We start from the raw sequence: 26127 nt of genomic DNA on the forward strand, positions 1-26127 counted from the left end.
CAAAAGAGAATCCGATTTGAATTACCAGATGATCACGACCAACGACGAGCTGGCTTCGCTGTGCGAAGTGACGCGCGACTTTCCTGCCATTGCCCTGGATACCGAGTTTGTCCGTACCCGGACGTACTATCCGCAGCTGGGGTTGATTCAGATGTACGACGGTAAAAACGTGTCGCTGATCGACCCTCTCGGCATTACCGACTGGACGCCGATGCGCGACCTGCTGCTCGATACCGCCGTCACGAAATACCTGCATGCAGGCAGTGAAGATCTGGAAGTCTTTCTGAATACCTTTGGCATCATGCCTCAGCCGCTGATTGATACGCAGATCCTCGCGGCGTTCAGCGGTCGCCCGCTCTCATGGGGCTTTGCCGCCATGGTGGAGGAGTATACGGGCCTGACCCTGGATAAAAGCGAATCCCGGACCGACTGGCTGGCGCGTCCGCTTACCGCCCGCCAACTGGAGTATGCGGCGGCTGACGTGTTTTACCTGCTGCCGATCGCCGGACAGTTGATGAAAGAGGCGGAAGCCTCCGGATGGCTCCCGGCAGCGCTGGACGAGTGCCGTATGACCCAGCAGCGTCGTCAGGAAGTGGTGGATCCGAAAGACGCCTGGCGCGACATCAGCAACGCCTGGCAGCTGCGCACGCGTCAGCTGGCATGCCTGCAGCTGCTGGCAGACTGGCGCTTGCGTAAAGCGCGCGAGCGCGATCTGGCCGTTAACTTTGTCGTCCGCGAAGAGCATCTCTGGGCGGTGGCGCGCTATATGCCGGGCAGCCTCGGCGAGCTGGACAGCATTGGGCTTTCGGGCAGTGAGATCCGTTTCCACGGCAAAACCCTGCTGGCGCTGGTCGCAAAAGCGCAGGAATTACCCGACGACGCGCTGCCGGAACCGCTGCTGAACCTGATGGACATGCCGGGCTATCGCAAAGCGTTTAAAGATATCAAAGCACTGGTGCAGACGGTGGCAACGGAAAGCAAGCTGAGCGCGGAACTGCTTGCCTCACGCCGTCAGATTAACCAGCTGCTGAACTGGCACTGGAAGCTGAAGCCGCAGAATGGCGTACCGGAAATGGTTGCGGGATGGCGCGGGGAATTGATGGCCGATCGCCTGAATACGTTGCTGGAAGGTTATCCGCGATAAAAAATATGCCGGGTGATAACCCGGCATATTCCCCCGGTGGCGCTGCGCTTACCGGGGCTACGAAATCATAAATCTACGGACGCGACTCTTCCGCTTCCGGGAGCGTCACGTTCAGCTCCAGAATCGAAATATCCCCGTCTTTTTGTTCCAGCTGCACCGTCACCATCTCCGGGTCAATCTGCACGTACTTACAGATCACTTCCAGGATGTCCTTACGCAGCTGCGGCAGGTAGTGAGGCTCGGCGTCGCTACGACGACGCTCCGCAACGATAATTTGCAGACGTTCTTTTGCGATGTTGGCGGTGTTCTTTTTCCGCGAGAGAAAAAAGTCCAGTAATGCCATAACTTATCCTCCGAACAGGCGTTTGAGGAAACCTTTCTTCTCTTCTTCAATGAAGCGGAAAGGACGTTCTTCTCCCAGCAGACGGTCAACGGTATCGGCGTAAGCTTTACCTGCATCTGCCATTGTATCCAGGATCACTGGCTCGCCCTGGTTAGAGGCGCGTAACACGGACTGATCTTCCGGGATAACGCCCACCAGCTTAATGCGCAGGATCTCCAGCACGTCTTCCATGCTCAGCATGTCACCTTTGTTCACGCGGCCCGGGTTGTAGCGAGTGAGCAGCAGGTGTTCTTTAATCGGGTCTTCGCCATTTTCCGCACGACGGGATTTAGATGCGAGGATCCCGAGAATGCGGTCTGAGTCACGCACGGATGAAACTTCAGGGTTGGTGGTGATGATCGCTTCATCAGCGAAGTAGAGCGCCATCAGAGCACCGGTTTCGATACCGGCAGGGGAGTCACAGACGATGAAGTCGAACTCCATTTTTTTCAGCTCGTCGAGCACCTTTTCTACCCCTTCGCGGGTCAGGGCGTCTTTGTCACGCGTCTGAGAGGCCGGGAGAATGTAGAGGTTCTCGGTGCGCTTGTCTTTAATCAGCGCCTGGTTCAGCGTGGCATCGCCCTGAATGACGTTCACGAAGTCATACACGACGCGACGCTCACATCCCATGATGAGGTCGAGGTTACGCAGGCCGATATCGAAGTCGATAACGACGGTTTTCTTTCCCTTCTGGGCCAAACCAGTAGCGATGGCCGCGCTGGAGGTGGTCTTGCCAACGCCTCCTTTACCCGAAGTAACAACAATAATGCGTGCCATAGAAATTCCTTGTTAAAAAGGGATCAATTCAACGGTTGAACGGTCAACGCGTCGTCTGCCAGAAGCAGGCGAGCCGCTTTGCCATAAAATTCGGCTGGGATCTTGTCGCTCAGCCAATATTCACCTGCGATGGACACCAGTTCCGCCGTCAGGTGAGTACAAAATATTTGCGCGTCCCGATCGCCACTTGCACCCGCGAGCGCACGTCCACGCATCATACCGTATACGTGAATATTGCCATCTGCAATCAGCTCAGCGCCAGCGCTGACGTGGCTTGTAACAATCAGATCACAGTTTGGTGCATAAATGCGCTGACCGGAACGAACCGGCACATCAATCATTCGCGTTTTTGTGATGGTTGTAACGTTTTGCGCCGCAGGAGGGGGCGTTTCGACGGCAACGGGTGCCGCACGGGGGGCTTTTTCTTTGCCTTCATTCAGAAGCGGCAGCCCCGCACGGTCGATTTCCGCTTTCAGTTCAGTATCTTTGCAGCCGCTGATGCCGACAATACGCAGTCCGGTAGAGGAGACGGCCTGCTGGAGAAGTTTCCAGTTAACCGGCGCCTCAAGACCGCTGACGTTGATCACAACAGGGGCGTGCTTCAGAAAGGCGGGAGCCTGGGCGATTTTGTCTTCTAACGCCTGACGAATAACCTCGGGTTTTGCATCATGCAAATGTACCACTGATAAGGTGAAGCTACTGCCTTTAAGCTCGATGGGCGTGTTTGACATCCTGGCCTTACTCAATTTGCTATTAACCGCAACCACTCGCTGCGATATTCCGAAGAGTATCAGGCATGTTATAGTCAGGAGTATATTGAGGCAAGCAACCACCCATTAATTCAGAGTAAAAACATGTTTTGTGTGATCTACAGAAGTACAACCCGTGACCAGACCTATCTTTATGTCGAAAAGAAAGACGATTTTTCACGCGTGCCTGAAGAATTAATGAAGAGCTTTGGCCGACCGCAGATGGCGATGCTGCTGCCGCTTGATGGTCGCAAGAAACTGGTGAATGCCGATCTGGAGAAAGTGAAAACGGCATTAGCCGAGCAGGGCTATTATTTACAGCTTCCGCCGCCACCGGAGAATTTATTAAAACAGCATCTTGAGGCGAACGGAAAAAAATAGTCTCAACTGTTTTTGAGCACAACACATCAACCGTTTAGGGGTCGACCATGTATCAACATCATAACTGGCAAGGTGCATTACTGGATTATCCCGTCAGCAAAGTGGTTTGCGTAGGCAGCAACTATGCAAAACATATTCAGGAGATGGGCAGTGCGACGCCAGAAGAGCCGGTTCTGTTTATTAAGCCTGAAACGGCGCTTTGCGATATCCGCCAGCCGCTGGCCCTGCCGCAGGGGCTCGGCTCGGTGCATCACGAGGTTGAACTCGCCGTACTGATCGGCGCGACGCTGCGTCAGGCTTCCGAAGAGCATGTTCAGAAAGCGATTGCCGGATACGGCGTGGCGCTGGATCTGACGCTACGCGACGTGCAGGGTAAAATGAAGAAAGCCGGACAGCCGTGGGAAAAAGCCAAAGGGTTTGATAATTCCTGCCCGATTTCGGCGTTTGTGCCGGTGAGCGAATTTACCGGCGATCCGCAGGATACCCCACTTAGCCTGAAGGTTAACGGTGAAATCCGCCAACAGGGCACCACGGCAGACATGATCCATAAGATTGTGCCGCTGATCGCCTACATGAGCCGCTTCTTTACCCTGAAGCCGGGTGATGTGATCCTGACCGGCACGCCGGAAGGCGTTGGTCCGCTCGTGAGCGGTGATGAACTGGAGGTCGGTTTTAACGGCCTGTCGCTGAAAACCCGCGTGCTGTAACTTCCTCTTGCCGCCTGAAAAGGGCGGCAAAACTTGCAACGACGTGCCAGACTCGTTATAAGGTGCGCTTTCTTTTGACGTGTGGACATCCTGATGAACGACATCCCTTTCTGGCAAAGCAAAACTCTCGACGACATGACTGATGCGGAATGGGAATCCTTATGCGACGGCTGCGGTCAGTGCTGCCTGCACAAGCTGATGGATGAAGACACGGATGAAATCTACTTCACCAACGTGGCCTGTAAGCAGCTCAACATTAAGACCTGCCAGTGCCGCAACTATGAGCGCCGCTTTGAGTTCGAGCCGGACTGCATCAAGTTAACCCGGGATAATCTGCCCACCTTCGAATGGCTGCCGCATACCTGCGCGTATCGCCTGCTGGCGGAAGGGAAAGATCTGCCGGCCTGGCATCCGCTGCTGACCGGTTCAAAAGCGGCGATGCATGGCGAGCGTATCTCCGTGCGCCACATTGCGGTGAAAGAGTCTGAGGTGCGTGACTGGGAAGACCACATCATGAATCACCCGACCCGCTGAGATTAAAAAACCCGCCTTGGCGGGTTTTTTATTATGTCGGGTGGCGCTGCGCTTACCCGACCTACAAAACCGTAGGCCCGCGCAAGCGAAGCGCCGCCGGGCGAATTAGCGCCCAAATAGATCGCGTTTCTTCGGTTTGAACGGCTGAGCGATCAGCACCAGCAGCGCCACGACGAAGTAGGCGGCAAAAATGCCCACCAGCCACTGCGGCATCTCGAGGGTCAGGAATTCCCACTGGCGAACGGAACAGTCACCGGATGCAACAAACACCTGCGGCAGCCATTTGTCCAGCGGCAGCCAGCTCGGGAAGCGGGCGGCAAAATCGCAGGTCATAAACGGTGACGGATGCAGCTGCATCATGGTGTGCTGCCAGGAGAGTTCAATGCCTTTCCAGGCGCTGTACAGCCAGATCGCGATAGCGGCATAGCGAAGCGGCGATTTCGGGGCAATCGCGCCCACCAGGCCCGCACCCATAATGCCGAACAGGGCACAGCGTTCGTAAATACAGAGTACGCAAGGTTTCAGTCCCATTACGTGCTGGAACCATAGCGCCACCATTTCCAGCGCAAAGGCGGTCAGGGCCATTAACAACCACGCTCCGCGACCGCGGGAGCACTGGTTTAAAAATCTCAACATAATCATTTCCCTGGAACATGCTTAGAAATTGCAGTGTAAACGAATTCGTTTTGCGCGCCACCTGTACCTGGCGAAATAAAACGTAATTGGATGTTTATCGTGCGAAAAGGCAAACGGGCAGCGAACTGCCCGAGTTGCAGTATTTACTGCGCCGCAAGTATACCCGCTTGTATCAACCATTGCGTACAGGGAATGAGGGTAATTTTGACGCAAAGCAATCCCACGATCGTGAGCACCAGCGTGTAGGGCAGCGCCATCCACACCATCCGGCCATAAGAAAGACGTATGAGGGGGGCGAGGGCGGAGGTCAGCAGGAACAGGAAGGCGGCCTGTCCGTTTGGCGTCGCCACCGACGGCAGGTTGGTACCGGTGTTGATCGCCACCGCCAGCAGCTCAAACTGTCCGGCGCTGATAACGCCTTGCTCCATGGCCGCTTTGGCCTCGTTGATGTAGACCGTCCCGACAAAGACGTTATCTGAGATCGACGAGAGCAGGCCATTAAACAGATAAAACAGCGACAGTTGAGCATCCGGCGACGCCTTTAAGACAAAGGCAATAATCGGCGCGAACAGATGCTGGTCGATAATCACCGCCACGACCGCAAAGAAGACCGCCAGCAGGGCGGTAAACGGCAGGGCTTCGGTAAAGGCTTTGCCGATGGCATGCTCATCCGTTACGCCGGTAAAGGTGGTGGCGAGAATAATGACCGACAGGCCAATCAGCCCCACTTCAGCCAGATGGAACGCCAGCGCGGCGATCAGCCAGACGCCGATGATCCCCTGAGCAATCAGGCGCAGCGTCTCCTGGCGCGTCCGCTGGCGTCGACTCTGCAGATCAAATTTATGCAGCTCCTGGCGCACCGGCTCCGGAAGTTGTGCTCCGTACCCAAAGAGGCGAAACTTCTCCACCAGCAGACAGGTCGCCAGACCGCAGATCAGCACCGGCACGCTCACTGGCGCCATTCTCAGGAAGAAATCACCGAAGTGCCAGCCCGCCGCTTTGGCAATGATCAGGTTTTGCGGCTCGCCCACCATCGTCATCACGCCCCCCAGAGCGGTACCGACGCCGGCATGCATCATCAGGCTGCGCAGGAAGGCACGAAACTGCTCCAGTACCTCACGGTTATGCGCATCGACGTGGCTGTCATCCTGCAAATCCTCGCCCGGACGAGAGGAGGCCACGCGGTGATAAATACCGTAAAACCCCACCGCCACGCTTATCACTACCGCGACCACCGTCAGCGCGTCCAGGAAGGCCGACAGGAAGGCAGCCGCAAGGCAAAATGCCAGCGAGAGGAACATTTTCGACGGAATGCTGAGCAGCAGGCGCGTGAAGATAAACAGCAGCAGCTGTTTCATAAAGTAGATGCCCGCCACCATAAACATCAGCAGCAGAAGCACTTCAAGATTGGATGCCAGCTCGGCCTTGACGTGCTCAGCGCGGGTCATGCCGATGACGACGGCCTCAAACGCCAGCAGTCCGCCCGGCAGAAGGGGATAACATTTCAGCGCCATCGCCAGGGTGAAGATAAATTCCGCCACCAACAGCCACCCGGCCATAAACGGGTTCACGCTAAAGAGGAGGGGATTTACGACCAGGAACACCAGAAGTATAAGTTTGTACCAGTCAGGAGACTGGCCTAAAAAATTGCGCCACAGCGCGCGCCCAAATGAAATTTCCACGACAGACGTCCTTCCCCGTCAAGTAAGACAAAACATCAGTATACGCAAAAATCGCGGGCCGGAGGCGGATAACGCTGCAGTGTAAATTTCACAAAAATGAAACGGCGATCCCTCTTTTCTCTCTTTGCCGCGCTACCTGCCACTGCGTGCCTCTGGTATGATGAGTCCAATTTGCTAAAGCTGTGTAATGGAAATCTCACTATGGTCATTAAGGCGCAGAGCCCGGCGGGTTTCGCGGAAGAGTACATCATTGAAAGCATCTGGAATAATCGTTTCCCTGCGGGGTCCATTCTTCCGGCTGAACGCGAACTCTCTGAACTGATTGGCGTCACTCGCACCACGCTGCGTGAAGTGCTTCAGCGACTGGCGCGCGATGGCTGGTTGACGATCCAGCACGGCAAGCCAACAAAAGTGAACAACTTCTGGGAAACCTCCGGGCTGAACATTCTTGAAACGCTGGCGCGTCTCGATCATGAAAGCGTGCCGCAGCTCATTGATAATCTGCTCTCCGTTCGCACCAACATCGCGACGATCTTCATTCGTACGGCTTTCCGTCAGCATCCGGAAGATGCGCTTGCGGTACTGGCCAGTGCCAACGAAGTGGAAGATCACGCCGACGCGTTTGCCACCCTCGATTACAACGTCTTCCGTGGGCTGGCGTTTGCCTCCGGCAACCCGGTGTACGGTCTGATCCTCAACGGCATGAAAGGGCTCTACACCCGCATTGGTCGCCACTACTTTGCCAATCCAGAAGCCCGCAGCCTGGCGCTGGGCTTCTACCATAAGCTGATCAAGCTGTGCTCTGAAGGCCTGCACGATCAAGTTTATGAGACAGTGCGCCGCTACGGTCACGATTCTGGTGAAATCTGGCACCGCATGCAGAAAACGCTGCCGGGCGATTTGGCGATTCAGAGCCGCTGAAATAAAAAACCTCTCGTATGAGAGGTTTTTTTTCGCCCGGTGGCGCTTCGCTTACCGGGCCTACAAAAACCGTAGGCCGGGTAAGGCGAAGCCGCCACCCGGCAAAAAACTACAGCGTATTTAACCGCGCCGGGCAGCGTTCCAGCAGCTCAACGCTCCCGTCTTCATTCTGCTGCTCCAGCTGCACGTCAAAGCCCCACAGGCGATGCACATGCTTCAGCACCTCTTTACGCCCTTTATCCAGCGGCGCGCGGTTGTGCGGGATATAGCGCAGCGTCAGGGAGCGGTCACCGCGTAAATCCACGTTCCAGACCTGAATATTCGGTTCAAGGTTACTCAGGTTGTACTGGGAAGAGAGGCGAGAGCGGATCTCACGGTATCCCTCCTCGTTGTGGATTGCGGAGATCTCCAGATAGTTGTTGCGGTCATCGTCCAGCACGGTGAAGAAGCGGAAGTCACGCATGATCTTCGGCGACATAAACTGGCTGATGAAGCTCTCATCCTTAAAGTCGCGCATCGCAAAGTGCAGCGTTTCCAGCCAGTCAGATCCGGCGATATCCGGGAACCAGTACTTGTCTTCTTCCGTCGGCGACTGGCAGATACGCTTGATGTCCTGGAACATGGCAAAGCCAAGCGCATACGGGTTAATGCCGCTGTACCACGGGCTGTTGTAAGGCGGCTGGAACACCACGTTGGTATGGCTGTGGAGAAACTCCATCATGAACCGCTCGGTAACTTTCCCCTCGTCATACAGGTGGTTGAGGATGGTGTAGTGCCAGAATGTCGCCCAGCCTTCGTTCATCACCTGCGTCTGCTTTTGCGGATAGAAATACTGGCTCACCTTGCGCACGATGCGCAGGATCTCACGCTGCCACGGCTCCAGCAGCGGGGCGTTCTTCTCCATAAAATAGAGCAGGTTTTCCTGCGGCTCGGACGGATAGCGACGCGCTTCGGCGATCGTTTTTTCCTCCTCACGCTTCGGCAGGGTGCGCCACAGCATGTTCACCTGGCTTTGGAGATACTCTTCGCGGCTTTTCTGCCGCGCTTTCTCCTCCTGGAGGGAGATTTTCTGCGGACGTTTGTAGCGATCAACGCCGTAGTTCATCAGCGCGTGGCAGGAGTCGAGCAGTTTTTCCACTTCGTCCACGCCGTAGCGCTCTTCGCAGTCGGTAATGTATTTACGGGCGAAGATCAGGTAATCGACGATGGAGCTGGCATCCGTCCAGCTGCGGAAGAGATAGTTATTCTTGAAAAAAGAGTTATGCCCGTAGCAGGCGTGCGCCATCACCAGCGCCTGCATGGTAATGGTGTTCTCTTCCATTAAATAGGCGATACACGGATTGGAGTTGATAACGATTTCATACGCCAGACCCTGCTGGCCGTGCTTATACAGCCGCTCCGTTTCAATAAATTTCTTACCAAACGACCAGTGCGGATAGTTGATCGGCATCCCGACGCTGGAGTAGGCGTCCATCATCTGTTCGGACGTAATGACTTCAATCTGATGGGGGTAGGTATCTAGGCGATACAGTTTTGCGACCCGGTCGATCTCGGCGAGGTAAACATCCAGCAGCTCGAAGGTCCAGTCGGGTCCATCGCTCAGACGTGTGTTGTCCTTGTTCAGGGAATCAATAGTAGCCATTAGCGCGCCCTCGTTGTGGGTGCTCTCTCTGTCTGGAGAGCCTCCTTTCAAGCATAGATCAACGTGTTAAAAAGCGTGCTGAGGCAGAAATTTTTTCTTTGCGATTTCGCGTTTTTGATACGGCAAAAAAAGGGCGTCCCTCAGCATATTATGCTGGTTAAAAATAACGCGCAGCAGGAGATCCCAAATTATCACTATCCCCTGATGCTGGGGGATGTGTGAGGTAAGTCACCATAAAAAAGTCGTATGTTGAATAATATTTTCAACTAGGTTATCAATCTGTAATTAGAAGATTGTTCTTTTGCACATAATGGAGTGGCTATGCGTGTTGTCATACTGGGAAGTGGTGTCGTTGGGGTAACCAGCGCCTGGTATTTAAGTCAGGCGGGACATGACGTCACCGTTATCGATCGTGAGTCAGGCCCTGCGCTGGAAACCAGTGCGGCGAACGCCGGGCAAATCTCTCCCGGCTATGCGGCACCATGGGCAGCGCCGGGCGTTCCGCTGAAGGCGATTAAATGGATGTTCCAGCGCCACGCGCCGCTGGCCATCAGCCTTGACGGCACGCAGTTTCAGCTGAAGTGGATGTGGCAGATGCTGCGCAACTGCGACACCCGCCACTACATGGAGAATAAAGGGCGCATGGTGCGCCTGGCGGAATACAGCCGCGACTGCCTGAAAGCGCTGCGCGCGTCGACGGGGATTGAGTACGAAGGCCGTCAGGGCGGAACGCTGCAGCTGTTCCGCACGGCGCAGCAGTACGAAAATGCCACCCGCGATATCGCCGTGCTGGAAGATGCCGGCGTACCGTACCAGCTGCTGGAAGCCAGCCAGCTTGGTCAGGTTGAACCGGCGCTGGCGGAAGTGGCGCATAAGCTGACGGGCGGCCTGCGCCTGCCGAACGACGAAACCGGCGACTGCCAGCTCTTTACGCAGCGTCTGGCGCAGATGTGCGAGCAGGCGGGGGTGAAGTTCCGCTTTAACACCGCTGTCGACAAGCTGCTGTCGGAAGGGGAAAAAATTTACGGCGTGAAGTGTGGCGAAGAGGTGATCAAAGCGGATGCTTACGTCATGGCGTTTGGCTCGTACTCCACCGCCATGCTGAAGGGCATTCTCGATATTCCGGTCTACCCGCTAAAAGGCTACTCGCTGACCATTCCGGTAAAAGAGGAGAGCGGCGCACCGGTTTCTACCATTCTGGATGAAACCTACAAAATCGCCATTACCCGCTTCGATAACCGCATCCGCGTAGGCGGCATGGCGGAGATCGTCGGCTTCAATACCGAGCTGCTGAAACCGCGTCGTGAAACGCTGGAGATGGTGGTAGGGGATCTCTTCCCGCGCGGTGGCTTTGTCGAGCAGGCGACGTTCTGGACCGGCCTGCGTCCGATGACGCCGGACGGTACGCCGATTGTGGGGCGCACGCCGTTCAAAAACCTGTGGACCAATACCGGACACGGCACCCTTGGCTGGACGATGGCCTGTGGCTCCGGCCAGCTGCTGAGCGACCTGATTTCCGGACGCACGCCAGCCATTCCGTTTGACGATTTGAGCGCCGCGCGCTATCAATCGGGATTTACGCCGTCGCGTCCACAGCACCTGCACGGCGCGCATAACTAAGGAGTTGTCATGTCCCGTCCTGTTCTGGCTCAGCTGAACCTGCAGGCCCTGAAGGATAACCTGCAGATTGTTCGCCGGGCGGCACCTGGCGCACGCGTGTGGTCGGTCGTGAAAGCGAATGCCTACGGCCACGGCATTGACCGTATCTGGAGCGCCTTGAGCGCCACCGATGGCTTTGCGTTACTTAATCTGGAAGAGGCCATTTTGCTGCGTGAGCGCGGCTGGAAAGGGCCCATACTGCTGCTCGAAGGCTTTTTCCACGCCGACGATCTGCCGCTGCTGGATAAGTACCGGCTGACCACCAGCGTTCACAGCAACTGGCAGATTAAAGCGATTCAGGATGCGAAGCTCCACGCGCCGCTGGATATCTATCTCAAGGTGAACAGCGGCATGAACCGCCTGGGCTTCCAGCCTGAGCGGGTGCATACGGTCTGGCAGCAGCTGCGTGCGCTGAAGAACGTAGGTGAAATGACGCTGATGGCGCATTTTGCCGACGCGGAAAAACCGGACGGCATTGCCGATGCCATGGTCCGCATTGAGCAGGCGGCAGAAGGGCTGGACTGTCCGCGCTCGCTGTCCAACTCGGCGGCCACGCTCTGGCATCCCGAGGCGCATTACAACTGGGTGCGTCCGGGGATCGTTCTGTACGGCGCGTCCCCCTCGGGCCAGTGGCAGGATATCGCCAACAGCGGCCTGAAGCCGGTAATGACCCTGCGCAGCGAAATCATTGGTGTGCAAACCCTGAAGGCTGGCGACACGGTGGGCTACGGCAGCCGCTATCGGGCAAAGGGCGAGCAGCGGATTGGTATCGTGGCGGGCGGCTATGCCGACGGCTACCCGCGCATTGCGCCGACCGGCACGCCTGTGTGGGTCGATGGTGTCCGCACGGGGACGGTAGGCACCGTATCAATGGATATGCTGGCCGTTGACCTGACGCCATGCCCGCAGGCGGGTATCGGTTCGCCGGTTGAGCTGTGGGGTAACGAAATCAAAATTGATGACGTGGCGGCCGCAGCAGGGACGGTAGGGTATGAACTGATGTGTGCTCTGGCACCAAGGGTGCCGGTTGTGACGGTGTAACGAATGTTTGTGTCGGGTAGCGGCTTCGCCTTACCCGACCTACAAAATCCTCGAGTGTAGGCCGGGTAACCGTGAGCGCCACCCGGCAAAAAAACCGCTACTCCGCTTCCTCTTCCATCGGCCTCAAACCGACTTTCCTCACAGCGTTATCTTCTTTCTCTGCTACCGTCCAGATCATCCCGGCAAACTCGACCTGATCGCCCACGACCGGGGCAGCGCCAAGCCGCTGCTGGATGATTTCGCCCAGCGTTTGCTGGCTATCTCCGTCTTCAGCACCTTCATCCAGGCCGTAAATCAGCGCCACATCGGCAAACCTGGCGCTGGCTTCCAGAATGAAATCGCCGAAGAAACGCTGGTCCAGCGCCACCGGAGGCGACTGGCTGAACAGCTTGCCCAGTGCGGGCAGGTCGCGCTCGCGGCCAATCACGCAGAGAATGTCCCCTTCGCGCAGGCGGGTGCTGCCGGTAGGGTGCAGCAGAACATTGTCGCGGAACAGGGCGGCAATGCGCGTTTCGGCCGGCATGTGCAAATCGCGCAGCGAAGCCCCCACGCACCATTTGTCGGCGCTCAGCTGATAAACGAACTGTTCCCACGGGTTTTCCGGATGGATGTCGAGCCCCACGCGGGAAACCGGCCAGCCCACGGGAGGCACCACCACTTTGGCTTTTTTCGCCGCCCACCCGAGGGACGTTCCCTGGAACAGCAGCGAAATCAGCACCACGAAGAACGCCACGTTAAAGAACAGCCGGGCGTTATCCAGACCCGCCATCATCGGGAAGACGGCAAGGATAATCGGCACCGCGCCGCGCAGGCCCACCCAACTGATGAATATCCGCTCGCGCAGGTTGAAGCCGCGAAACGGCAGCAGGCCTGCAAATACCGACAGCGGACGGGCGAAGAAGATCATCCACGCGGACAGCAGCAGCGCCGGAACCGCGATGGGAAGCAGGTCTGAGGGGGTGACCAGAAGCCCCAGCACCAGGAACATGCCGATCTGCGCCAGCCAGGCCAGACCGTCGAAGTTCTGCAAAATGGCATGCCGGTTGCGAATAGGGCGGTTGCCCATCAGGAACCCGCAGAGGTAGACGGCGAGAATGCCGCTGCCGTCCAGCGCCGTGGTAACGGCAAAAATGAGGATGCCGCCGCTCAGCGCCAGCAGAGGGTAAAGCCCCAACGGCAGCGATATGCGGTTGATTGTCTGCTGAAGCAGATAGCCGCCCGCCAGGCCGATAACAATCCCCAGGCCAAACTGCTGCAGGATATGCCACGCAAACGTCCAGCTCAGCCCGCTTTCGTGCTGCTGAATCATCTCGATAAGCGTAATGGTGAGAAACACCGCCATCGGGTCGTTACTGCCGGATTCAATCTCAAGCGTGGAGCCAACGCGTTCGTTGAGCCCTTTTCCGCCGAGCAGAGAAAACACCGCTGCCGCATCGGTTGAGCCAACAATCGCGCCAATCAGCAAACCTTCCATGATATTGAGATGGAAAAGCCACGCGGCCATCATTCCGGTGAGGCCGGAGGTTATCAACACGCCAACCGTCGCGAGCGACAGCGCGGGCCCTAAGGCCACGCGGAAGGAGCTCGCCTGGGTGCGCATGCCGCCGTCCAGCAGGATCACCGCCAGCGCCAGGTTACTCACCATGTAGGCGAAAGGATAGTTATCGAATGGGATACCGCCAATGCCATCAATGCCGGCCAGCATGCCGATGGCGAGGAAAATAACAAGAATAGGTATGCCGAGACGCGATGAAAATGAACTTAATAAAATACTGCTGGTTACAAGGACCGAACCCAGAATGAAAAGGCTGATTATCGCTGCGGCATCCAATGTTCTCTTACTCCCACCTCAATATTAACGCTGTTACTAAAACCCTAACATATTAACGACGGCAACAGCGTTTTATTAAGGGGGTATAACGGCTTTTTTATGCCTTTATGACAGGATGGCCGCTGATGGTCAGCCGGGAGCCGGAATCATTATGGATCAGGGAGGCGTGCGCCCCCAGCGCCAGGGTGACGGTGCGCTGCTCATGGCCAAAATCCAGACCGGCGATCACCGGAACATCCAGCCGCGAGCGAATGAACTCAATCATGGTTTCCAGGGAGTAACCCGCGTCATAGTCATTCGGGGCAGAGCCGCTGAAGCTGCCCAGCACGATCGCGGACTGGCGCTCAAGAATACCGGCATGATAGAGCTGCAACAGCATGCGCTCGACGCGGAACGGATGTTCGTTGATATCTTCCAGCACCAGAATGCCGTCCTCGATGTGCGGCATCCACGGCGTGCCGATAAGCGAAACCAGCATCGCCAGGTTGCCGCCCCAGAGCTGGCCTTCACATTCCCAGTGCGGTCCATTCCCCTGCCACTCCACGCTGTAGGTGGGATTGCGCAGCGCGCGCCAGAAGTGTTCCACGGTGAACGCATTCAGCTCCGGCGCGCCGAAGTTACCGGCCAGCATCGGGCCGCTGAAGGTGATGACGTTATGCAGCGCCAGCAGCCCAAGCTGGATGACGGTGAAATCACTGTGGCCGCATATCAGCAGCGGATCCTGCTGCTGGCGCTGCGCCAGGCCCTGCCAGTCAATGCTCTCCAGCAGCCTGCTCGCGCCATATCCGCCGCGCACCGCCAGCACTATGCTATTTTCACCCTTCAGGTCGACCAGGCTATTGATATCATTCAGCCGCTGCGCTTCGGTACCGGCAAAACGCTGCTGGCGGCGGGGGATAATCGTCTGATTTTCTACCTGGTGGCCCGACTCCAGCAAACGCTGAACGCCCCGCTGCGCGGCGTCCTGGTTAATGCAGTAGCCCGACGGCGCGATGAGATGAAACTGAGACATGGCAATTCCTTGCTGAATGAGAAACTAATTGTCTATATCATGCCGCTTATACGCCGCCTGCTTCAAGAGCGGCGCACCGCGATGACCGGCTATAAGGATAGATGACGTGAAATTGAGATGGTTTGCTTTTTTGATTGTGTTGCTCGCTGGCTGTAGTTCAAAACATGATTATCAAAACCCGCCCTGGAACCCGGAAGTACCGGTGAAGCGCGCGATGCAGTGGATGCCGATCAGTGAACAAGCCGGGAAAGCCTGGGGCGTCAGTCCGCGTCTCATCACGGCGATCATTGCGGTGGAGTCCGGCGGTAATCCCACGCTTGTCAGCAAATCCAACGCGGTGGGGCTGATGCAGCTTAAAGCGTCAACGGCGGGGAAAGAAGTTTACCGCTATATGGGCTGGAGCGGTCAGCCGTCGACCAGCGAGCTGAAGAATCCGGAACGCAACATTTCAATGGGCACGGCCTATCTGAGCATCATGGAGCACGGTGTGCTGAAGGGCATTAAGGATCCGGAGGTGATGCAGTACGCGCTGGTGGTCTCTTACGTTAACGGTGCCGGCGCGTTGCTGAGAACCTTCTCCTCTGACCGCAAAGAGGCGATAGAAGAGATTAACGGCATGGACAAAGACGAATTCTTTGAGCATGTGGCGAAAAATCACCCGGCACCACAGGCGCCTCGTTATATCTGGAAAGTACAGAAAGCGATGGATGCCATGTAATGCCGCAGACGGGCGGCGGTCACGCTGCCCGATGTTCCTTACAGAACTTTATTTGCCCGTTCCCGCGCCTCGCGCTCCAGGGAGTAGATAATACGCTGCAGCTCGCGCTCTGCGCCGGGCCCGACATTCAGGAAACGGAAGCTCAGACGCGGCGTGGTGATGGTTTCATTTTTGCTGTCCACGACGGTGCGGTCGCTGATGGCAATCAGCTGTGCATCGAAATAAAAGCGCCCCCAGCCCCCCATATCCAGTTCAATTTGCGTAAACCGCATGCCTTCTACCAGTCCGTCGGGTTTCGGCGTATCCATCAGCGCACCCATACCGCCCAGCGACAGATCGAAGAGGCGGAAGCGGATCTCTTTTTTGTCCGGCATTTTGGCCTTGCAGAAGTAAGCGGGATGAAGCGGGGCGTTGATGCGGAAATATTCGCGACGCTGGACAAACCAGAGATTGCCAGGAAGGGGGGTCACAAAGGCCGGAAGCCCCTGATATTCGATCAGTTCCAGTCGCGACAGGACAAACTCCACTTTGGCGCCCTGCGTTTCGGCCATCACGGCGATATTCTCCGCCTTCAGCGCCGCGCGGTTTTCATACTCCTGGCTGCCCAAATCAATCACCAGCCGCTCCTGCGAGGCGTCAAGGATCTTGCTGATGAACTGATTATTCGACCAGCTGATGCGCAGCGGCACTTCACCTTTTTGCAGGTCGCGTAATACCCCTAATACAGCCAGCGGATTTTGCTTGAGGAACTGCTCACTGTAATGACTCACGCCGGATGGCTCCTTGATAGATGACAGACTGTCTTAGCGTTATCGGCAATCTGCGATGGAACTTAATACAAACCGGTGAGTTTTTTTTGCCTGTTTAGACAAAGATAAGTCGGTGAGAAGAAAATGATTTTCCGGCGATGACCTATACTTATGTTAGCTGTGCAGAAGGTTTTCTGCGCATGCGTTAAACCTGCAAGAGGGCATCGCTATGGGTATCATCGCCTGGATTATCTTTGGTCTTATTGCTGGCGCTATCGCGAAATTGATCATGCCGGGAAACGATGGCGGCGGCTTTATTTTGACCTGTGTACTCGGGGTCGTTGGTGCGGTTGTGGGCGGCTGGCTGGCGACGATGTTTGGCTTCGGAGGCAACATAAGTGGTTTTGACCTGCACAGTTTTCTGGTCGCTGTCGTGGGCGCCATTGTGGTTCTGGGCATATTCAGGTTACTGCGACGAGCATAACATGACGTAAACGGCTCTCTGCGGAGGGCCGTTTTTTTGCCTGTGTATTGATTTGTTAATCTAAATGATAATAATTGTCGTTCCGTATCGCATTTAACAACAAGACGACATTATGACTCCTTCACGTTTTACGCTATGCGCCCTGGCAGGCGCCGTCTCGCTCGCACTGCACGTTCCGGCATTCGCCGAAGAATCCACTATCGTCGTCACCGGCGCAGAGCAGGGCAGCGCGCTGCCGGCCTGGACGAACAGCGCCACGAAATCGGCCGTTGCTGAAAGTAAAACGCCGCAGGTCATCACGACCCTCTCTGCGCCGGAAATTGACAAGCGCCATGCGAATTCCGTGAATGAAATCCTGCGCTATGCGCCTGGGGTCTCAACCGAGGTGCGGGGAAATACCTCCTACATGAGCGAATATAAAATTCGTGGCTTTACCGTCGACCAGGAGTTCTACAACGGGCTGCAACTGCCCTATAACGTCACCGGCAATACCAAAGCCCGCATCGATCCGCTGTTGATTGACAGCGTTGATATCCTGAAAGGCCCCTCATCGGTTCTCTACGGCGGCGGCTCGCCGGGCGGGCTGGTGAATATCCAGAGTAAAAAGCCGCAGCGAGAAGCGCGAACCGAATTCGGTTTTAACACCGGCAACCGCAACCTGAAAGAGGGCTATCTCGACTCAACCGGGCAGATTGCCGACAGCGACTGGAACTACCGTCTGCTGGGGAAAGCGACGGAAAATGACGATCAGCCGCACACCACCCGTTATGAAAATTACCTGGTTGCCCCGTCCGTCACCTGGCAACCCGACAGCAAAACCCGCCTGACTCTGGATGCGCTGGCGCAGAACTCCCCGAGCCTGACGCCGTCGAACCCGCTGCCGCTCGCCTACCTGCGCTCGAAATACGCGGGCAAGCGCGACTACGCCGGTGATGAGTGGAACGGATTTAAGCAGCGCCAGTGGATGCTGGGCTACAGCTTTGAACATGCGTTCGACAGCGGCTGGGGCTTTAACCAGAAGGCGCGCTATTTCGACGTCGATACGCATCAGCGCAGCGTCTATGCGACGGGCACGGGAAGCGAGGTCTATCAGCTCAACCGCTTTGCCTACACCACCGATGAAGATCTGCAGAGCTTTAACATCGATAACCAGGTGACGAAAACCGTGGCGCTGGGCGACTGGCAACACCATCTGCTGGCCGGGTTTGACTATCAGAAGCTGAATTCCCATTTCCACTACCGTTACGCGTCGGCCACGCCGGGCATGGATATGCGCAACCCTGACTATTCGCAGATCGGCGAAAGCGCGCTGGGCCTGTATACCGCCCAGAAAAACCGTCTGAGCTATCAGCAGAACGGCTACTACCTGCAGGATCAGGTGGAGTGGGGGGGCTTAAATCTGCTGGGCAGCCTGCGCTACGACGATTATCGCTCCGTGACCACCAATTATCTGCAAAACGGTGATAAGGACTGGGTCTCTCAGGATCGCGTCACCAAACGCCTGGGCGCGCTTTACGCTTTTGATAATGGTCTGTCACCGTTTATCAGCTATTCCGAAGGCTTTGCACCGGTGTCGCCGAAGGGAACGCTCGCGGCGAAAGACGTCAAACCGACCACCAGCAAGCAGGTGGAGGGCGGCGTGAAATATCTGCTGGCCGACTACGCCACTACCTTTACCGCCTCGGTGTTCAACATCCGTCAGAAAAATGTCGTCACCTCCGATCCGGGCTTCCTGAACTATCGTCAGACCGGGGAGGTGGAATCCAAAGGGGCTGAGCTGTCTGCCATCAGCCGCCCGACGGACAACCTGACGCTGATTGCGAACTATGCCTACACCCACGCGATCAATACGGAAGATGATAAGTACAAAGGGAAACGTCCAACGCAGGTGCCGGAGAATGCCTTCAATCTCTGGGGGGATTACACCTTTGAGAACACGCCGCTGAAAGGGCTGATGCTGGGGGCGGGGGCGCGCTATACCGGCCCGATGGAAATCTCACCCGCTAACGATGCGGGTAAGCTGGGCGGTACCACCCAGTACGATCTGGCGGCATCCTATCGGATGGGCGAAATCCTGCCTTCGCTGGCAGGGCTGACGCTTAAGGCCAGCGCGCAGAACATCACCAACAAAGAGACGCTGACCTGCTACGATGCGACCAACTGCTGGATTGGGCGCGACAGAACGTATCAGTTAGGGGCGAGTTACAGTTTCTAAGCAAAGCCCTGTGAGTTTAAAAAGTAGGCCGGGTAAGGCGTAGCCGCCACCCGGCAATACTCACTTACTGCGCCGTCGCCTTCACCGGCGCCACCTCATCATTCGCGGCAGGCCGATTCTCCGGCACGCTGTCGCACGGTTTCTCTTTCGGGCAGACCCGATCCAGCATCTTCAGCGTCACCCCGTTGCTCCAGCCGAAGCCGTCCTGCAGCGGATACTCGCCGCCGCCGCCGCCCGTACCGGTCGTCGACACGTCGTATTTCTCGACCAGTTTCTTTTCCCGGTCATAAGTATGCTGAACGTTTTTCAGGAAGCGCCAGGTCACATCCATTGAGACCTTCTCTTGCCCGTAATTCTGCAACCCTTCCGCCGCCACCCATTGCAGCGGAGCCCAGCCGTTTGGCGCATCCCACTGCTGACCGCTGTTGACGGTGGTGGTCGCTATTCCGCCCGGCTGCAGCAGACGTGAGGAGGTTGCCGCAGCGACTTTATCGGCACGATCCTGCGCCGCCGCCTTCACGTAAAGCGGGAACAGGGCCGCAGCCGTGAGCTGATTGCGTACCTTCTTACTCTTCAGATCGTAATCGGCGTACCAGCCCTCTTTATCATTCCACAGGTGGCTCTCGATGGCTTTCTGGCGCGCGGTGGCCAGCGCCTCATACTTGTTTGCGCTGGCGGCATCGCCGCTTTCCTGGCTTGCCCGGGCCAGCAGTTTTTCCATCTTGAACATCAGAGCATTCAGGTCCACGGGCACAATGCTGGTGGTCCGGATGGTGCCGAGTTTTTGCGGATCGTCCATCCAGCGGGAGCTAAAGTCCCATCCCGAGGCCGCGGCGGAACGCAAATCACGGTAGATCTCGGTTGCCGGTCGGTTAGGGTTACTTTTCGCGGTATTCACATCGTCAAGCCAGGACTCCGGGCGCGGGGTGTCGCGATCGTCCCAGTAGCGGTTGAGGATCGCGCCGTCATCCAGTTTCACCACGCGTTTGCTGGCCTGGCCCGGCTGCAGGGCATCGACGCCGTCCATCCAGTAGGCATACTCTTTCTCCATCTGCGGACGATATTTCTTCAGCGCGTCGCTGTCATGGGTCGCCAGCAGTTCAACCATCAGTGAGAAAAACGGCGGCTGGGAGCGGCTCAGGTAATAGCTGCGGTTGCCGTTGGGAATGTGGCCGAAGGTGTCGATCTCATACGCAAAGTTATCCACCATGTCGCTGATTTTGTCCCAATGATCGCTCTCAGCCAGGCCCAGCATGGTGAAGTAGCTGTCCCAGTAGTAGACCTCGCGGAAACGACCGCCGGGCACAACGTAAGGCTTCGGTAACGGCAGAAGGGAATCCCATTTGTTGCTGGCTTTATCGGTGGTGCGCGTCAGTACGGGCCAGAGATCGTCAATGTGCTCACGTAACGATTGCCCCGCCGGTGGAACATACTTTTCTCCCTCTTCTGGGAGGGTGAAATTCATCTCGACAAAATGGCGCAGGTCAAAGCTGGACTGCGCGTGCTGCATCCTGTAATCCGCCAGAATCATCAGCGGGTCACTTTTGGGGACTGCATCCGCAAAGGTTTTTTGATCGGGAAACAGTTTAGCGCTTTGCACATCATTGAAGAGGGGCCCCAGTAAAATATCGGGCGGGGTTGTCTGAGTCGCAGGCTGTTCGTTGGCATAGCCAAACGTTGCGACACCGAGCAGCGCGCCTCCCAGCGCAAGATGTAAACAAGCGGGGCGCAATGTACGAGGTTTTATCATCTTTTCGTCTCCTGTCTTTACCGGGCAGCGTGACCGCTGTTGTCAATCACCTGAAAACCTTAGACGAATATTGCCCGCTTCGCGTGTTGAATATCCCATTTTGCGCAGAACCAGACAAATTACCGCGTTCTCAGGCAGGCTGCAGGACGTTTGATAATTTGTTGTGGGAATGAAACCGGTCTAATTATTATCTTAAATAATTATATTTGTATTTTATATAATTAACGTCGGGCAAGTCGATGAAATAATAATGTGAGGCGGGTTGTGTTTCTCTCGTTAATAATAAAGGAATTATTCTGCCCGGTTCACACAAGTTAAAATTCATAATTCAGTTATCAAAAAACATAATAGCGTTCCTGCGTGTATTTGTACGAAATGGCGAAACTCAATCTTTGGGTATTTCCTTTTTAATCAGGACGGAATCTATGAAATTAAAGAAAATGGTCATATTGACAGGTGCGCTCTATTCCGGGGCGCTTTTAGCCGCCCAGTCCTCAGCAAGCGTGGAGGAAAAGCTGGCGCAGCTGGAAGCGCAAATCGAAGTGCTTAAACAGCAACAGGCGGCGGTACAGCAGGCAGCGACGGTCACCGTGCAGTCAGAGGAGCCGGTCAACAACGAGGCGCCGCCGAAACTGACGCTGTCAGGTTTTGGCGATATTAAATTTTATGGTGACGTTGAGCTTAATATGGATGCTGCCAGTAAAACGGGTAGCCTGACGTCTGTTAAGCAAAGCGCTAATAACGACTGGGCACCCGGGGATAAAGAACGCTGGGATATTAATGGCCGTATTCTGCTGGGTTTTGATGGTTATCGTAAAATGAATAACGGAAATTATGCCGGATTCTCCGTTCAGCCGCTCGGCGATCTTGCTGGGCAAATGTATCTGGATGACGCCGTATTTTTCTTCGGTTCTGAAAAAGACTGGGAAATTAAGGTTGGTCGCTTCGAAGCGTATGATATGTTTCCGCTCAATCAGGATACCTTTGTGGAATACTCGGGCAATACGGCAGACGACCTTTACAGCGACGGCTACGGCTATATCTATATGCTGAAAGAGGGGCGTGGCCGAACCGACAGCGGCGGTAACTTCCTGGTGAACAAAACGCTGGACAACTGGTATTTCGAACTGAATACCCTGTTTAAGGACGGCAGCGATCTGTACGTCGACCAGCGTTATCACGGCGCGGAGCTTGAGAACGATAAAAACGTCGCCTACGTGCGCCCGGTTGTCTCATGGCAGAGCGGACCGTTTTCAACCGCGTTCGCTATGGAGACCAACCTGGTAAACAACGCTTACGGCTATCGTGACGATGCCGGGCGCTGGGTCGATCAGTCAGACCGGACCGGCTACGGGTTTACTATGACCTGGGACGGACTTAAAACCGATCCGGAAAACGGGGTGGTCATGAACTTCAACACGGCTTACCTGGACGCGACGGGCGAAACCGACTTTACCTCAGGCATCAATGCCCTTTGGCGTAATTTTGAGCTGGGCTATATCTATGCTCATAACGAAATCGACGAGTTTAATACCTCAACCTTTGATGCCGAGTGTGAAAACGACTGCTGGATCAGCGACCCGGGCGAATACGACATTCATACCATCCATACGTCGTACCTCATTCCGAACGTCATGAAGATGAAAAACTTCAACATCTATCTGGGCGCGTATGCGTCCTGGGTCAACGCTTCTCCAAAAGAGGGTGACAATAAAAACGACGATCGCTACGGCGGACGCGTACGCTTTAAATACTATTTCTGATGCCGTACGCCAGTCAGGCTTCTTCCGGAGTCTGGCTGGCTTCCCGCAGCGTGCCCGGCGCATGGCCAATGATGCGCTTAAATGCCCGGCTAAAAGCCGCCAGCGATCCGTAACCCAGCCGCAGCGCGACGGTTTCGATCGGCTGGTTTTCATGACGAATATACTGAATGGCCAGCCGCATTCTCAGCTCGCTGAGATATTTTGCCGGTGTCGTTCCCGTCGCCGCGAGAAACCGTTCCGCGAAAACGGATCGGGAAGTCCCGGCTTCTTTTGCCAGATCGGCGACGCTCCAGTTCAGGCCTGGCTGCTGGTGCATAGCGTAAATGGCCCGGCTCAGGCGCGGGTCGCGCAGCACCTGCACCCAGCCGGTGGCTTTGCCGCAGCCGCCTTCAACCCAGCCCCGCACAATTAACGCCGCCACCACATCGGCCAGCCGCGCAAGGATCCCGGCATACCCGGCCTGACGCGCCGCGGATTCCCGCTCCATTGCCGCCAGCAGCGGATGAATTTCCGGCCAGGTGGACATCAGCCGGCTGACCATCATCACTTCCGGCATCGCCTTGATCAGCGGCTGCATGCCGCCCAGCTCAAAATCCATGCATCCGCTAAAGATAAGGGTGTTCTCGCTCTCCGGGCAGGGCTCGCAGGTGATAGCACAGACCGAGCTACAGATAGGCTCGCTCGGAAAGGCGTTGACAGGGGTAAGGGTGGCCTGTTCGTCAGAGAGCAGGGCATGAGAATTTCCGCCGGGAATAAAGAGGGCGTCGCCACCGCTCAGTTCGAACGTTGCACCGCTCTCCATGCGCAACAGGGCGCTACCGTGGCTCACAAAATGAAACTGCGCCCTGCCGGGAGCCTGATGAAACGCGACGCCAAATGGCGCACTGGCTTCAATCCGCCGGTATTTCACGCCTGACAGGCGCATGCCGCGTAAAAGTTCGCTGATCAAATCGGGTGACTGGACGGTCATGGCGCAACTCCGGACGAATAATCAATAAGTGGAGATTATATGTCATAGATCGTCCAGGGTGAACCTTCTATTCTTTTGCGACACTAGTCACATTTTTATAACGGGAGATCAACAGATGAGTTCATGTGTCGCGGCGAGCGAGGCGGTAGCGCCTGCAAAACCCGCCTGGCGGGCCGTCTATTCACTGGGGCTGGGGGTATTTGGTTTGATTACGGCCGAATTTCTGCCCGCCAGCTTGTTAACCCCCATGGCCGCGAGCCTGGGCGTTACCGAGGGGATGGCTGGACAAGCTGTCACCGCCACCGCGCTGGTGGCGCTGGTCACCGGACTGCTGATCACCCCGGCAACCAAGAGTATCGACCGCCGCTGGGTTCTGATGTTTTTCTCGGTGCTGCAAATTATCTCCAGCCTGCTGGTGGCCTTTGCGCCCAATTTGCACGTCCTGCTAATGGGGCGCCTGCTTCTGGGGATAGCGATCGGGGGATTCTGGGCGATGTCGACGGCCACGACGATGCGTCTGGTTCCGGCAGATAAAGTGCCGAAAGCGCTGGCGGTGATCTTCTCCAGCGTGTCGATTGCCACGGTAGTCGCGGCGCCGCTGGGTAGCTATCTGGGCAGCCTGATCGGCTGGCGCAACGTCTTTGTGCTCTGCATTCTGCCGAGCATGCTGGCGCTGCTGTGGCAGCTCTGGGTGCTGCCGTCCATGAAGCCGGAGAGCAGCGGTAGCCTGAGTACGCTGTTCCGCGTGCTGCGCCGTCCGGGGATGATCGGCGGCATGCTGGCGACCATCCTGATCTTCAGCGGCCATTTCGCTTTCTTTACCTACCTGCGTCCGTTCCTGGAGACGGTAGGCCAGGCGAGCGTGGAGACCATTTCACTGATCCTGCTGGGCTTTGGTATCGCCAACTTTGTGGGCACCTCCGTGGCCGGGCATCTGCTGGCACGTAATCTGCGCCTGACGCTGGCGCTGGTGCCGTTTGCGATGGGCGTTCTCGCGCTCATGATGGTCGCCTTTGGTCATCTGGCCATGCTGGACGGGCTGCTGGTTGCGCTGTGGGGCTTTGCATTTGGCCTGGTTCCGGTGGGCTGGTCCACCTGGCTTGCGACCACTGTTCCGGATGAAGCCGAAAGTGCAGGGGGGCTGCTGGTGGCCTCAATCCAGCTGGCGATAAGCGCCGGTGCGGCCGGAGGTGGGGCAGTGTTTGATCTTAACGGCGCAAGCGGCGTGTTCGCGGGCAGCGGTTTCCTGCTGGTGACGGCGATGGTGATTGTGTTTATGGGTGTGAAAGTGAAAGCGGAGTGATTTTTTGCCGGGTGAGCGTTCGTGCCACCCGGCCTCAGGTTTACAGCCCTTTCTTATCCATCAGCACCGCCAGATCCACCAGGCGGTTAGAGAAGCCCCACTCGTTGTCATACCACGCCAGGATCTTCACCATGTTTCCGCCAATGACCAGCGTGGAAAGCCCGTCGATAATTGACGATCGCGGGTCGCCCTGGTAATCGCTGGAGACCAGCGGTTCATCGCTATAGCCCAGGATATCTTTCAGGGGGCCGCTGGCGGCCGCGTTGCGGAACGCGTCATTCACCTCTTCGGCGGTCACGTTGCGGCTCAGCGTCACGGTTAAATCGACAATCGACACCACCGGCACCGGCACGCGCAGGGAGTACCCGGTCAGCTTGCCGTCCAGGGAGGGGATCACTTTCCCCAGCGCTTTCGCCGCGCCGCTGGAGTAGGGCACAATCGACAGCGCCGCCGCGCGTGCGCCGCGCAGATCTTTTTCCGGCTGATCGTGCAGCGCCTGGCTGTTGGTGTAGGCGTGCGTCGTGTTCATCAGGCCATGCTCAATCCCGAACTGCTGGTGCAGCACCTGAGCGGCCGGTGCCAGACCGTTCGTGGTGCAACTCCCGTTGCTTACCACCGTGTGCCGGTCGGGATCGTACTGGTCATGGTTGACGCCCATCACAATCGTCAGGTCGTCGTTTTTCGCGGGAGCGGAAATGATGACACGCTTAGCGCCGCCGTGGGTGATATGCACCGCCGCTTTCTCCCGTTCAGTGAAGAAGCCGGTGGCTTCAATCACCACGTCTACCCCGGCATCACGCCACGGGATATTCGCCGGATCGCGTTCGCTAAATACGGCGATCCGCTGGCCGTCTACCTGCAGCGCGCCGTCAGCCGCTTCAACGGGCGCGGGCAGCTTGCCCAGAAGGGAATCATGTTTCAGCAGATGGGCGAGGGTTTTACTGTCTGTCAGATCGTTGATGGCCACAATCTGAAGCGCCGGGTTGCCCAGCGCCGCGCGCAGGACATTACGTCCGATACGGCCGAAACCGTTAATACCGACCTTAACCATGGTGCACTCCTTATCTCTGTTGTCTG

24 protein-coding genes are annotated in these 26127 nt (G+C 56.6%); 12 read left to right on the forward strand and 12 right to left on the reverse strand.

Translation table 11 applies throughout. The annotated features are described in order from the left end of the window. Window positions 1-16 precede the first annotated feature (16 nt). The gene (gene rnd, locus BMW97_RS00465) at window positions 17-1144 is read left to right on the forward strand and encodes a ribonuclease D (protein ID WP_090392675.1); all 1128 of its coding nucleotides are present in this window, start codon (window positions 17-19) and stop codon (window positions 1142-1144) included. A 73-nt stretch (window positions 1145-1217) separates the two neighbouring features. Here the strand turns inward: rnd and minE are convergent, their stop codons facing one another. Genes minE through minC form a run of 3 tightly spaced genes read right to left on the reverse strand, consistent with a single transcriptional unit; the run spans window position 1218 to window position 3034 of the window. Further along, window positions 1218-1487 (reverse strand): cell division topological specificity factor MinE, encoded by a 270-nt coding sequence (gene minE, locus BMW97_RS00470; RefSeq protein ID WP_008500504.1) that lies wholly within the window; start codon window positions 1485-1487, stop codon window positions 1218-1220. 3 nt (window positions 1488-1490) lie between these two features. Beyond that, window positions 1491-2303, reverse strand: coding sequence for a septum site-determining protein MinD (gene minD / locus BMW97_RS00475; protein WP_008500505.1), 813 nt, complete (start codon window positions 2301-2303; stop codon window positions 1491-1493). A 23-nt stretch (window positions 2304-2326) separates the two neighbouring features. Beyond that, a complete protein-coding gene (minC, locus tag BMW97_RS00480; RefSeq protein ID WP_045908243.1) occupies window positions 2327-3034 on the reverse strand; it encodes a septum site-determining protein MinC in 708 nt (235 codons plus the stop codon). A gap of 123 nt (window positions 3035-3157) precedes the next feature. On the opposite strand from minC, the gene BMW97_RS00485 reads away from it, so the two are divergent. From BMW97_RS00485 to BMW97_RS00495, 3 genes are all read left to right on the forward strand, one after another. Continuing rightward, window positions 3158-3433 (forward strand): YcgL domain-containing protein, encoded by a 276-nt coding sequence (locus BMW97_RS00485; protein WP_008500507.1) that lies wholly within the window; start codon window positions 3158-3160, stop codon window positions 3431-3433. A gap of 47 nt (window positions 3434-3480) precedes the next feature. Beyond that, window positions 3481-4140: a fumarylacetoacetate hydrolase family protein gene (locus tag BMW97_RS00490; protein WP_024909871.1), complete on the forward strand. Its 660-nt coding sequence runs from the start codon at window positions 3481-3483 to the stop codon at window positions 4138-4140. Window positions 4141-4233: 93 nt separating this feature from the next. Beyond that, entirely contained in the window at window positions 4234-4674 is a 441-nt protein-coding gene (locus BMW97_RS00495) for a YcgN family cysteine cluster protein (protein WP_045908282.1), read from the forward strand. A gap of 105 nt (window positions 4675-4779) precedes the next feature. Here the strand turns inward: BMW97_RS00495 and dsbB are convergent, their stop codons facing one another. Beyond that, a complete protein-coding gene (gene dsbB / locus BMW97_RS00500) occupies window positions 4780-5310 on the reverse strand; it encodes a disulfide bond formation protein DsbB (protein WP_045908244.1) in 531 nt (176 codons plus the stop codon). A gap of 143 nt (window positions 5311-5453) precedes the next feature. Then, window positions 5454-6992, reverse strand: a complete 1539-nt coding sequence (nhaB, locus tag BMW97_RS00505; protein WP_045908245.1) for a Na(+)/H(+) antiporter NhaB — start codon at window positions 6990-6992, stop codon at window positions 5454-5456. A 201-nt stretch (window positions 6993-7193) separates the two neighbouring features. On the opposite strand from nhaB, the gene fadR reads away from it, so the two are divergent. Next, window positions 7194-7913: a fatty acid metabolism transcriptional regulator FadR gene (fadR, locus tag BMW97_RS00510; RefSeq protein ID WP_045908246.1), complete on the forward strand. Its 720-nt coding sequence runs from the start codon at window positions 7194-7196 to the stop codon at window positions 7911-7913. Window positions 7914-8022: 109 nt separating this feature from the next. On the opposite strand, the gene BMW97_RS00515 is transcribed toward fadR, so the two are convergent. After that, the gene (locus tag BMW97_RS00515) at window positions 8023-9555 is read right to left on the reverse strand and encodes a SpoVR family protein (protein ID WP_023293929.1); all 1533 of its coding nucleotides are present in this window, start codon (window positions 9553-9555) and stop codon (window positions 8023-8025) included. Window positions 9556-9876: 321 nt separating this feature from the next. Here BMW97_RS00515 and BMW97_RS00520 point away from each other — a divergent pair, with 321 nt between their 5' ends. Both BMW97_RS00520 and dadX read left to right on the forward strand, forming a co-directional pair. Next, complete coding sequence (locus BMW97_RS00520; RefSeq protein WP_045908248.1) at window positions 9877-11175, forward strand: D-amino acid dehydrogenase; 1299 nt, start codon at window positions 9877-9879, stop codon at window positions 11173-11175. 9 nt (window positions 11176-11184) lie between these two features. Then, on the forward strand, window positions 11185-12255 hold the full coding sequence (gene dadX, locus BMW97_RS00525) for a catabolic alanine racemase DadX (protein ID WP_008500515.1): 1071 nt from the start codon (window positions 11185-11187) through the stop codon (window positions 12253-12255). A 97-nt stretch (window positions 12256-12352) separates the two neighbouring features. Here dadX and BMW97_RS00530 read toward each other — a convergent pair whose 3' ends face one another. Beyond that, window positions 12353-14086 carry a potassium/proton antiporter gene (locus BMW97_RS00530; RefSeq protein WP_045908249.1) on the reverse strand — a complete coding sequence of 578 codons (1734 nt, stop codon included), beginning with the start codon at window positions 14084-14086 and terminating at the stop codon, window positions 12353-12355. A 97-nt stretch (window positions 14087-14183) separates the two neighbouring features. Continuing rightward, window positions 14184-15098: a muramoyltetrapeptide carboxypeptidase gene (gene ldcA, locus BMW97_RS00535; protein WP_045908250.1), complete on the reverse strand. Its 915-nt coding sequence runs from the start codon at window positions 15096-15098 to the stop codon at window positions 14184-14186. Between the two features lie 106 nt (window positions 15099-15204). On the opposite strand from ldcA, the gene emtA reads away from it, so the two are divergent. After that, complete coding sequence (emtA, locus tag BMW97_RS00540) at window positions 15205-15816, forward strand: membrane-bound lytic murein transglycosylase EmtA (protein WP_024909815.1); 612 nt, start codon at window positions 15205-15207, stop codon at window positions 15814-15816. A 38-nt stretch (window positions 15817-15854) separates the two neighbouring features. On the opposite strand, the gene BMW97_RS00545 is transcribed toward emtA, so the two are convergent. Then, window positions 15855-16586, reverse strand: a complete 732-nt coding sequence (locus BMW97_RS00545) for a flagellar brake protein YcgR (RefSeq protein WP_045908251.1) — start codon at window positions 16584-16586, stop codon at window positions 15855-15857. A 208-nt stretch (window positions 16587-16794) separates the two neighbouring features. On the opposite strand from BMW97_RS00545, the gene BMW97_RS00550 reads away from it, so the two are divergent. Then, window positions 16795-17049 (forward strand): GlsB/YeaQ/YmgE family stress response membrane protein, encoded by a 255-nt coding sequence (locus BMW97_RS00550; protein ID WP_008502662.1) that lies wholly within the window; start codon window positions 16795-16797, stop codon window positions 17047-17049. Window positions 17050-17161: 112 nt separating this feature from the next. Then, window positions 17162-19264 (forward strand): TonB-dependent siderophore receptor, encoded by a 2103-nt coding sequence (locus BMW97_RS00555; RefSeq protein WP_045908252.1) that lies wholly within the window; start codon window positions 17162-17164, stop codon window positions 19262-19264. 64 nt (window positions 19265-19328) lie between these two features. On the opposite strand, the gene BMW97_RS00560 is transcribed toward BMW97_RS00555, so the two are convergent. Continuing rightward, entirely contained in the window at window positions 19329-21014 is a 1686-nt protein-coding gene (locus BMW97_RS00560) for an alpha,alpha-trehalase (RefSeq protein ID WP_090392337.1), read from the reverse strand. A 425-nt stretch (window positions 21015-21439) separates the two neighbouring features. Here BMW97_RS00560 and BMW97_RS00565 point away from each other — a divergent pair, with 425 nt between their 5' ends. Beyond that, window positions 21440-22777: a carbohydrate porin gene (locus BMW97_RS00565; RefSeq protein WP_090392339.1), complete on the forward strand. Its 1338-nt coding sequence runs from the start codon at window positions 21440-21442 to the stop codon at window positions 22775-22777. 13 nt (window positions 22778-22790) lie between these two features. Here BMW97_RS00565 and BMW97_RS00570 read toward each other — a convergent pair whose 3' ends face one another. After that, the gene (locus BMW97_RS00570) at window positions 22791-23747 is read right to left on the reverse strand and encodes an AraC family transcriptional regulator (RefSeq protein WP_048029460.1); all 957 of its coding nucleotides are present in this window, start codon (window positions 23745-23747) and stop codon (window positions 22791-22793) included. A gap of 115 nt (window positions 23748-23862) precedes the next feature. On the opposite strand from BMW97_RS00570, the gene BMW97_RS00575 reads away from it, so the two are divergent. Beyond that, window positions 23863-25050: an MFS transporter gene (locus tag BMW97_RS00575; protein ID WP_032675011.1), complete on the forward strand. Its 1188-nt coding sequence runs from the start codon at window positions 23863-23865 to the stop codon at window positions 25048-25050. A gap of 40 nt (window positions 25051-25090) precedes the next feature. On the opposite strand, the gene gap is transcribed toward BMW97_RS00575, so the two are convergent. Beyond that, window positions 25091-26101 carry a type I glyceraldehyde-3-phosphate dehydrogenase gene (gene gap / locus BMW97_RS00580; protein ID WP_045908256.1) on the reverse strand — a complete coding sequence of 337 codons (1011 nt, stop codon included), beginning with the start codon at window positions 26099-26101 and terminating at the stop codon, window positions 25091-25093. Window positions 26102-26127 lie beyond the last annotated feature (26 nt).

It is taken from the genome of Enterobacter sp. NFIX58 (assembly GCF_900110475.1).
Lineage (GTDB): Bacteria > Pseudomonadota > Gammaproteobacteria > Enterobacterales > Enterobacteriaceae > Enterobacter > Enterobacter quasiroggenkampii.

Excerpts from the sequence above, each read along its gene's own strand:
- minE (WP_008500504.1), bottom strand. The coding sequence starts at position 1,487 with ATGGCATTACTGGACTTTTTTCTCTCGCGGAAAAAGAACACCGCCAAC.
- minD (WP_008500505.1), bottom strand. The coding sequence starts at position 2,303 with ATGGCACGCATTATTGTTGTTACTTCGGGTAAAGGAGGCGTTGGCAAG.
- minC (WP_045908243.1), bottom strand. The coding sequence starts at position 3,034 with ATGTCAAACACGCCCATCGAGCTTAAAGGCAGTAGCTTCACCTTATCA.
- BMW97_RS00485 (WP_008500507.1), top strand. The coding sequence starts at position 3,158 with ATGTTTTGTGTGATCTACAGAAGTACAACCCGTGACCAGACCTATCTT.
- BMW97_RS00490 (WP_024909871.1), top strand. The coding sequence starts at position 3,481 with ATGTATCAACATCATAACTGGCAAGGTGCATTACTGGATTATCCCGTC.
- BMW97_RS00495 (WP_045908282.1), top strand. The coding sequence starts at position 4,234 with ATGAACGACATCCCTTTCTGGCAAAGCAAAACTCTCGACGACATGACT.
- dsbB (WP_045908244.1), bottom strand. The coding sequence starts at position 5,310 with ATGTTGAGATTTTTAAACCAGTGCTCCCGCGGTCGCGGAGCGTGGTTG.
- fadR (WP_045908246.1), top strand. The coding sequence starts at position 7,194 with ATGGTCATTAAGGCGCAGAGCCCGGCGGGTTTCGCGGAAGAGTACATC.
- BMW97_RS00515 (WP_023293929.1), bottom strand. The coding sequence starts at position 9,555 with ATGGCTACTATTGATTCCCTGAACAAGGACAACACACGTCTGAGCGAT.
- BMW97_RS00520 (WP_045908248.1), top strand. The coding sequence starts at position 9,877 with ATGCGTGTTGTCATACTGGGAAGTGGTGTCGTTGGGGTAACCAGCGCC.
- dadX (WP_008500515.1), top strand. The coding sequence starts at position 11,185 with ATGTCCCGTCCTGTTCTGGCTCAGCTGAACCTGCAGGCCCTGAAGGAT.
- ldcA (WP_045908250.1), bottom strand. The coding sequence starts at position 15,098 with ATGTCTCAGTTTCATCTCATCGCGCCGTCGGGCTACTGCATTAACCAG.
- BMW97_RS00550 (WP_008502662.1), top strand. The coding sequence starts at position 16,795 with ATGGGTATCATCGCCTGGATTATCTTTGGTCTTATTGCTGGCGCTATC.
- BMW97_RS00555 (WP_045908252.1), top strand. The coding sequence starts at position 17,162 with ATGACTCCTTCACGTTTTACGCTATGCGCCCTGGCAGGCGCCGTCTCG.
- BMW97_RS00560 (WP_090392337.1), bottom strand. The coding sequence starts at position 21,014 with ATGATAAAACCTCGTACATTGCGCCCCGCTTGTTTACATCTTGCGCTG.
- BMW97_RS00565 (WP_090392339.1), top strand. The coding sequence starts at position 21,440 with ATGAAATTAAAGAAAATGGTCATATTGACAGGTGCGCTCTATTCCGGG.
- BMW97_RS00570 (WP_048029460.1), bottom strand. The coding sequence starts at position 23,747 with ATGACCGTCCAGTCACCCGATTTGATCAGCGAACTTTTACGCGGCATG.
- BMW97_RS00575 (WP_032675011.1), top strand. The coding sequence starts at position 23,863 with ATGAGTTCATGTGTCGCGGCGAGCGAGGCGGTAGCGCCTGCAAAACCC.
- gap (WP_045908256.1), bottom strand. The coding sequence starts at position 26,101 with ATGGTTAAGGTCGGTATTAACGGTTTCGGCCGTATCGGACGTAATGTC.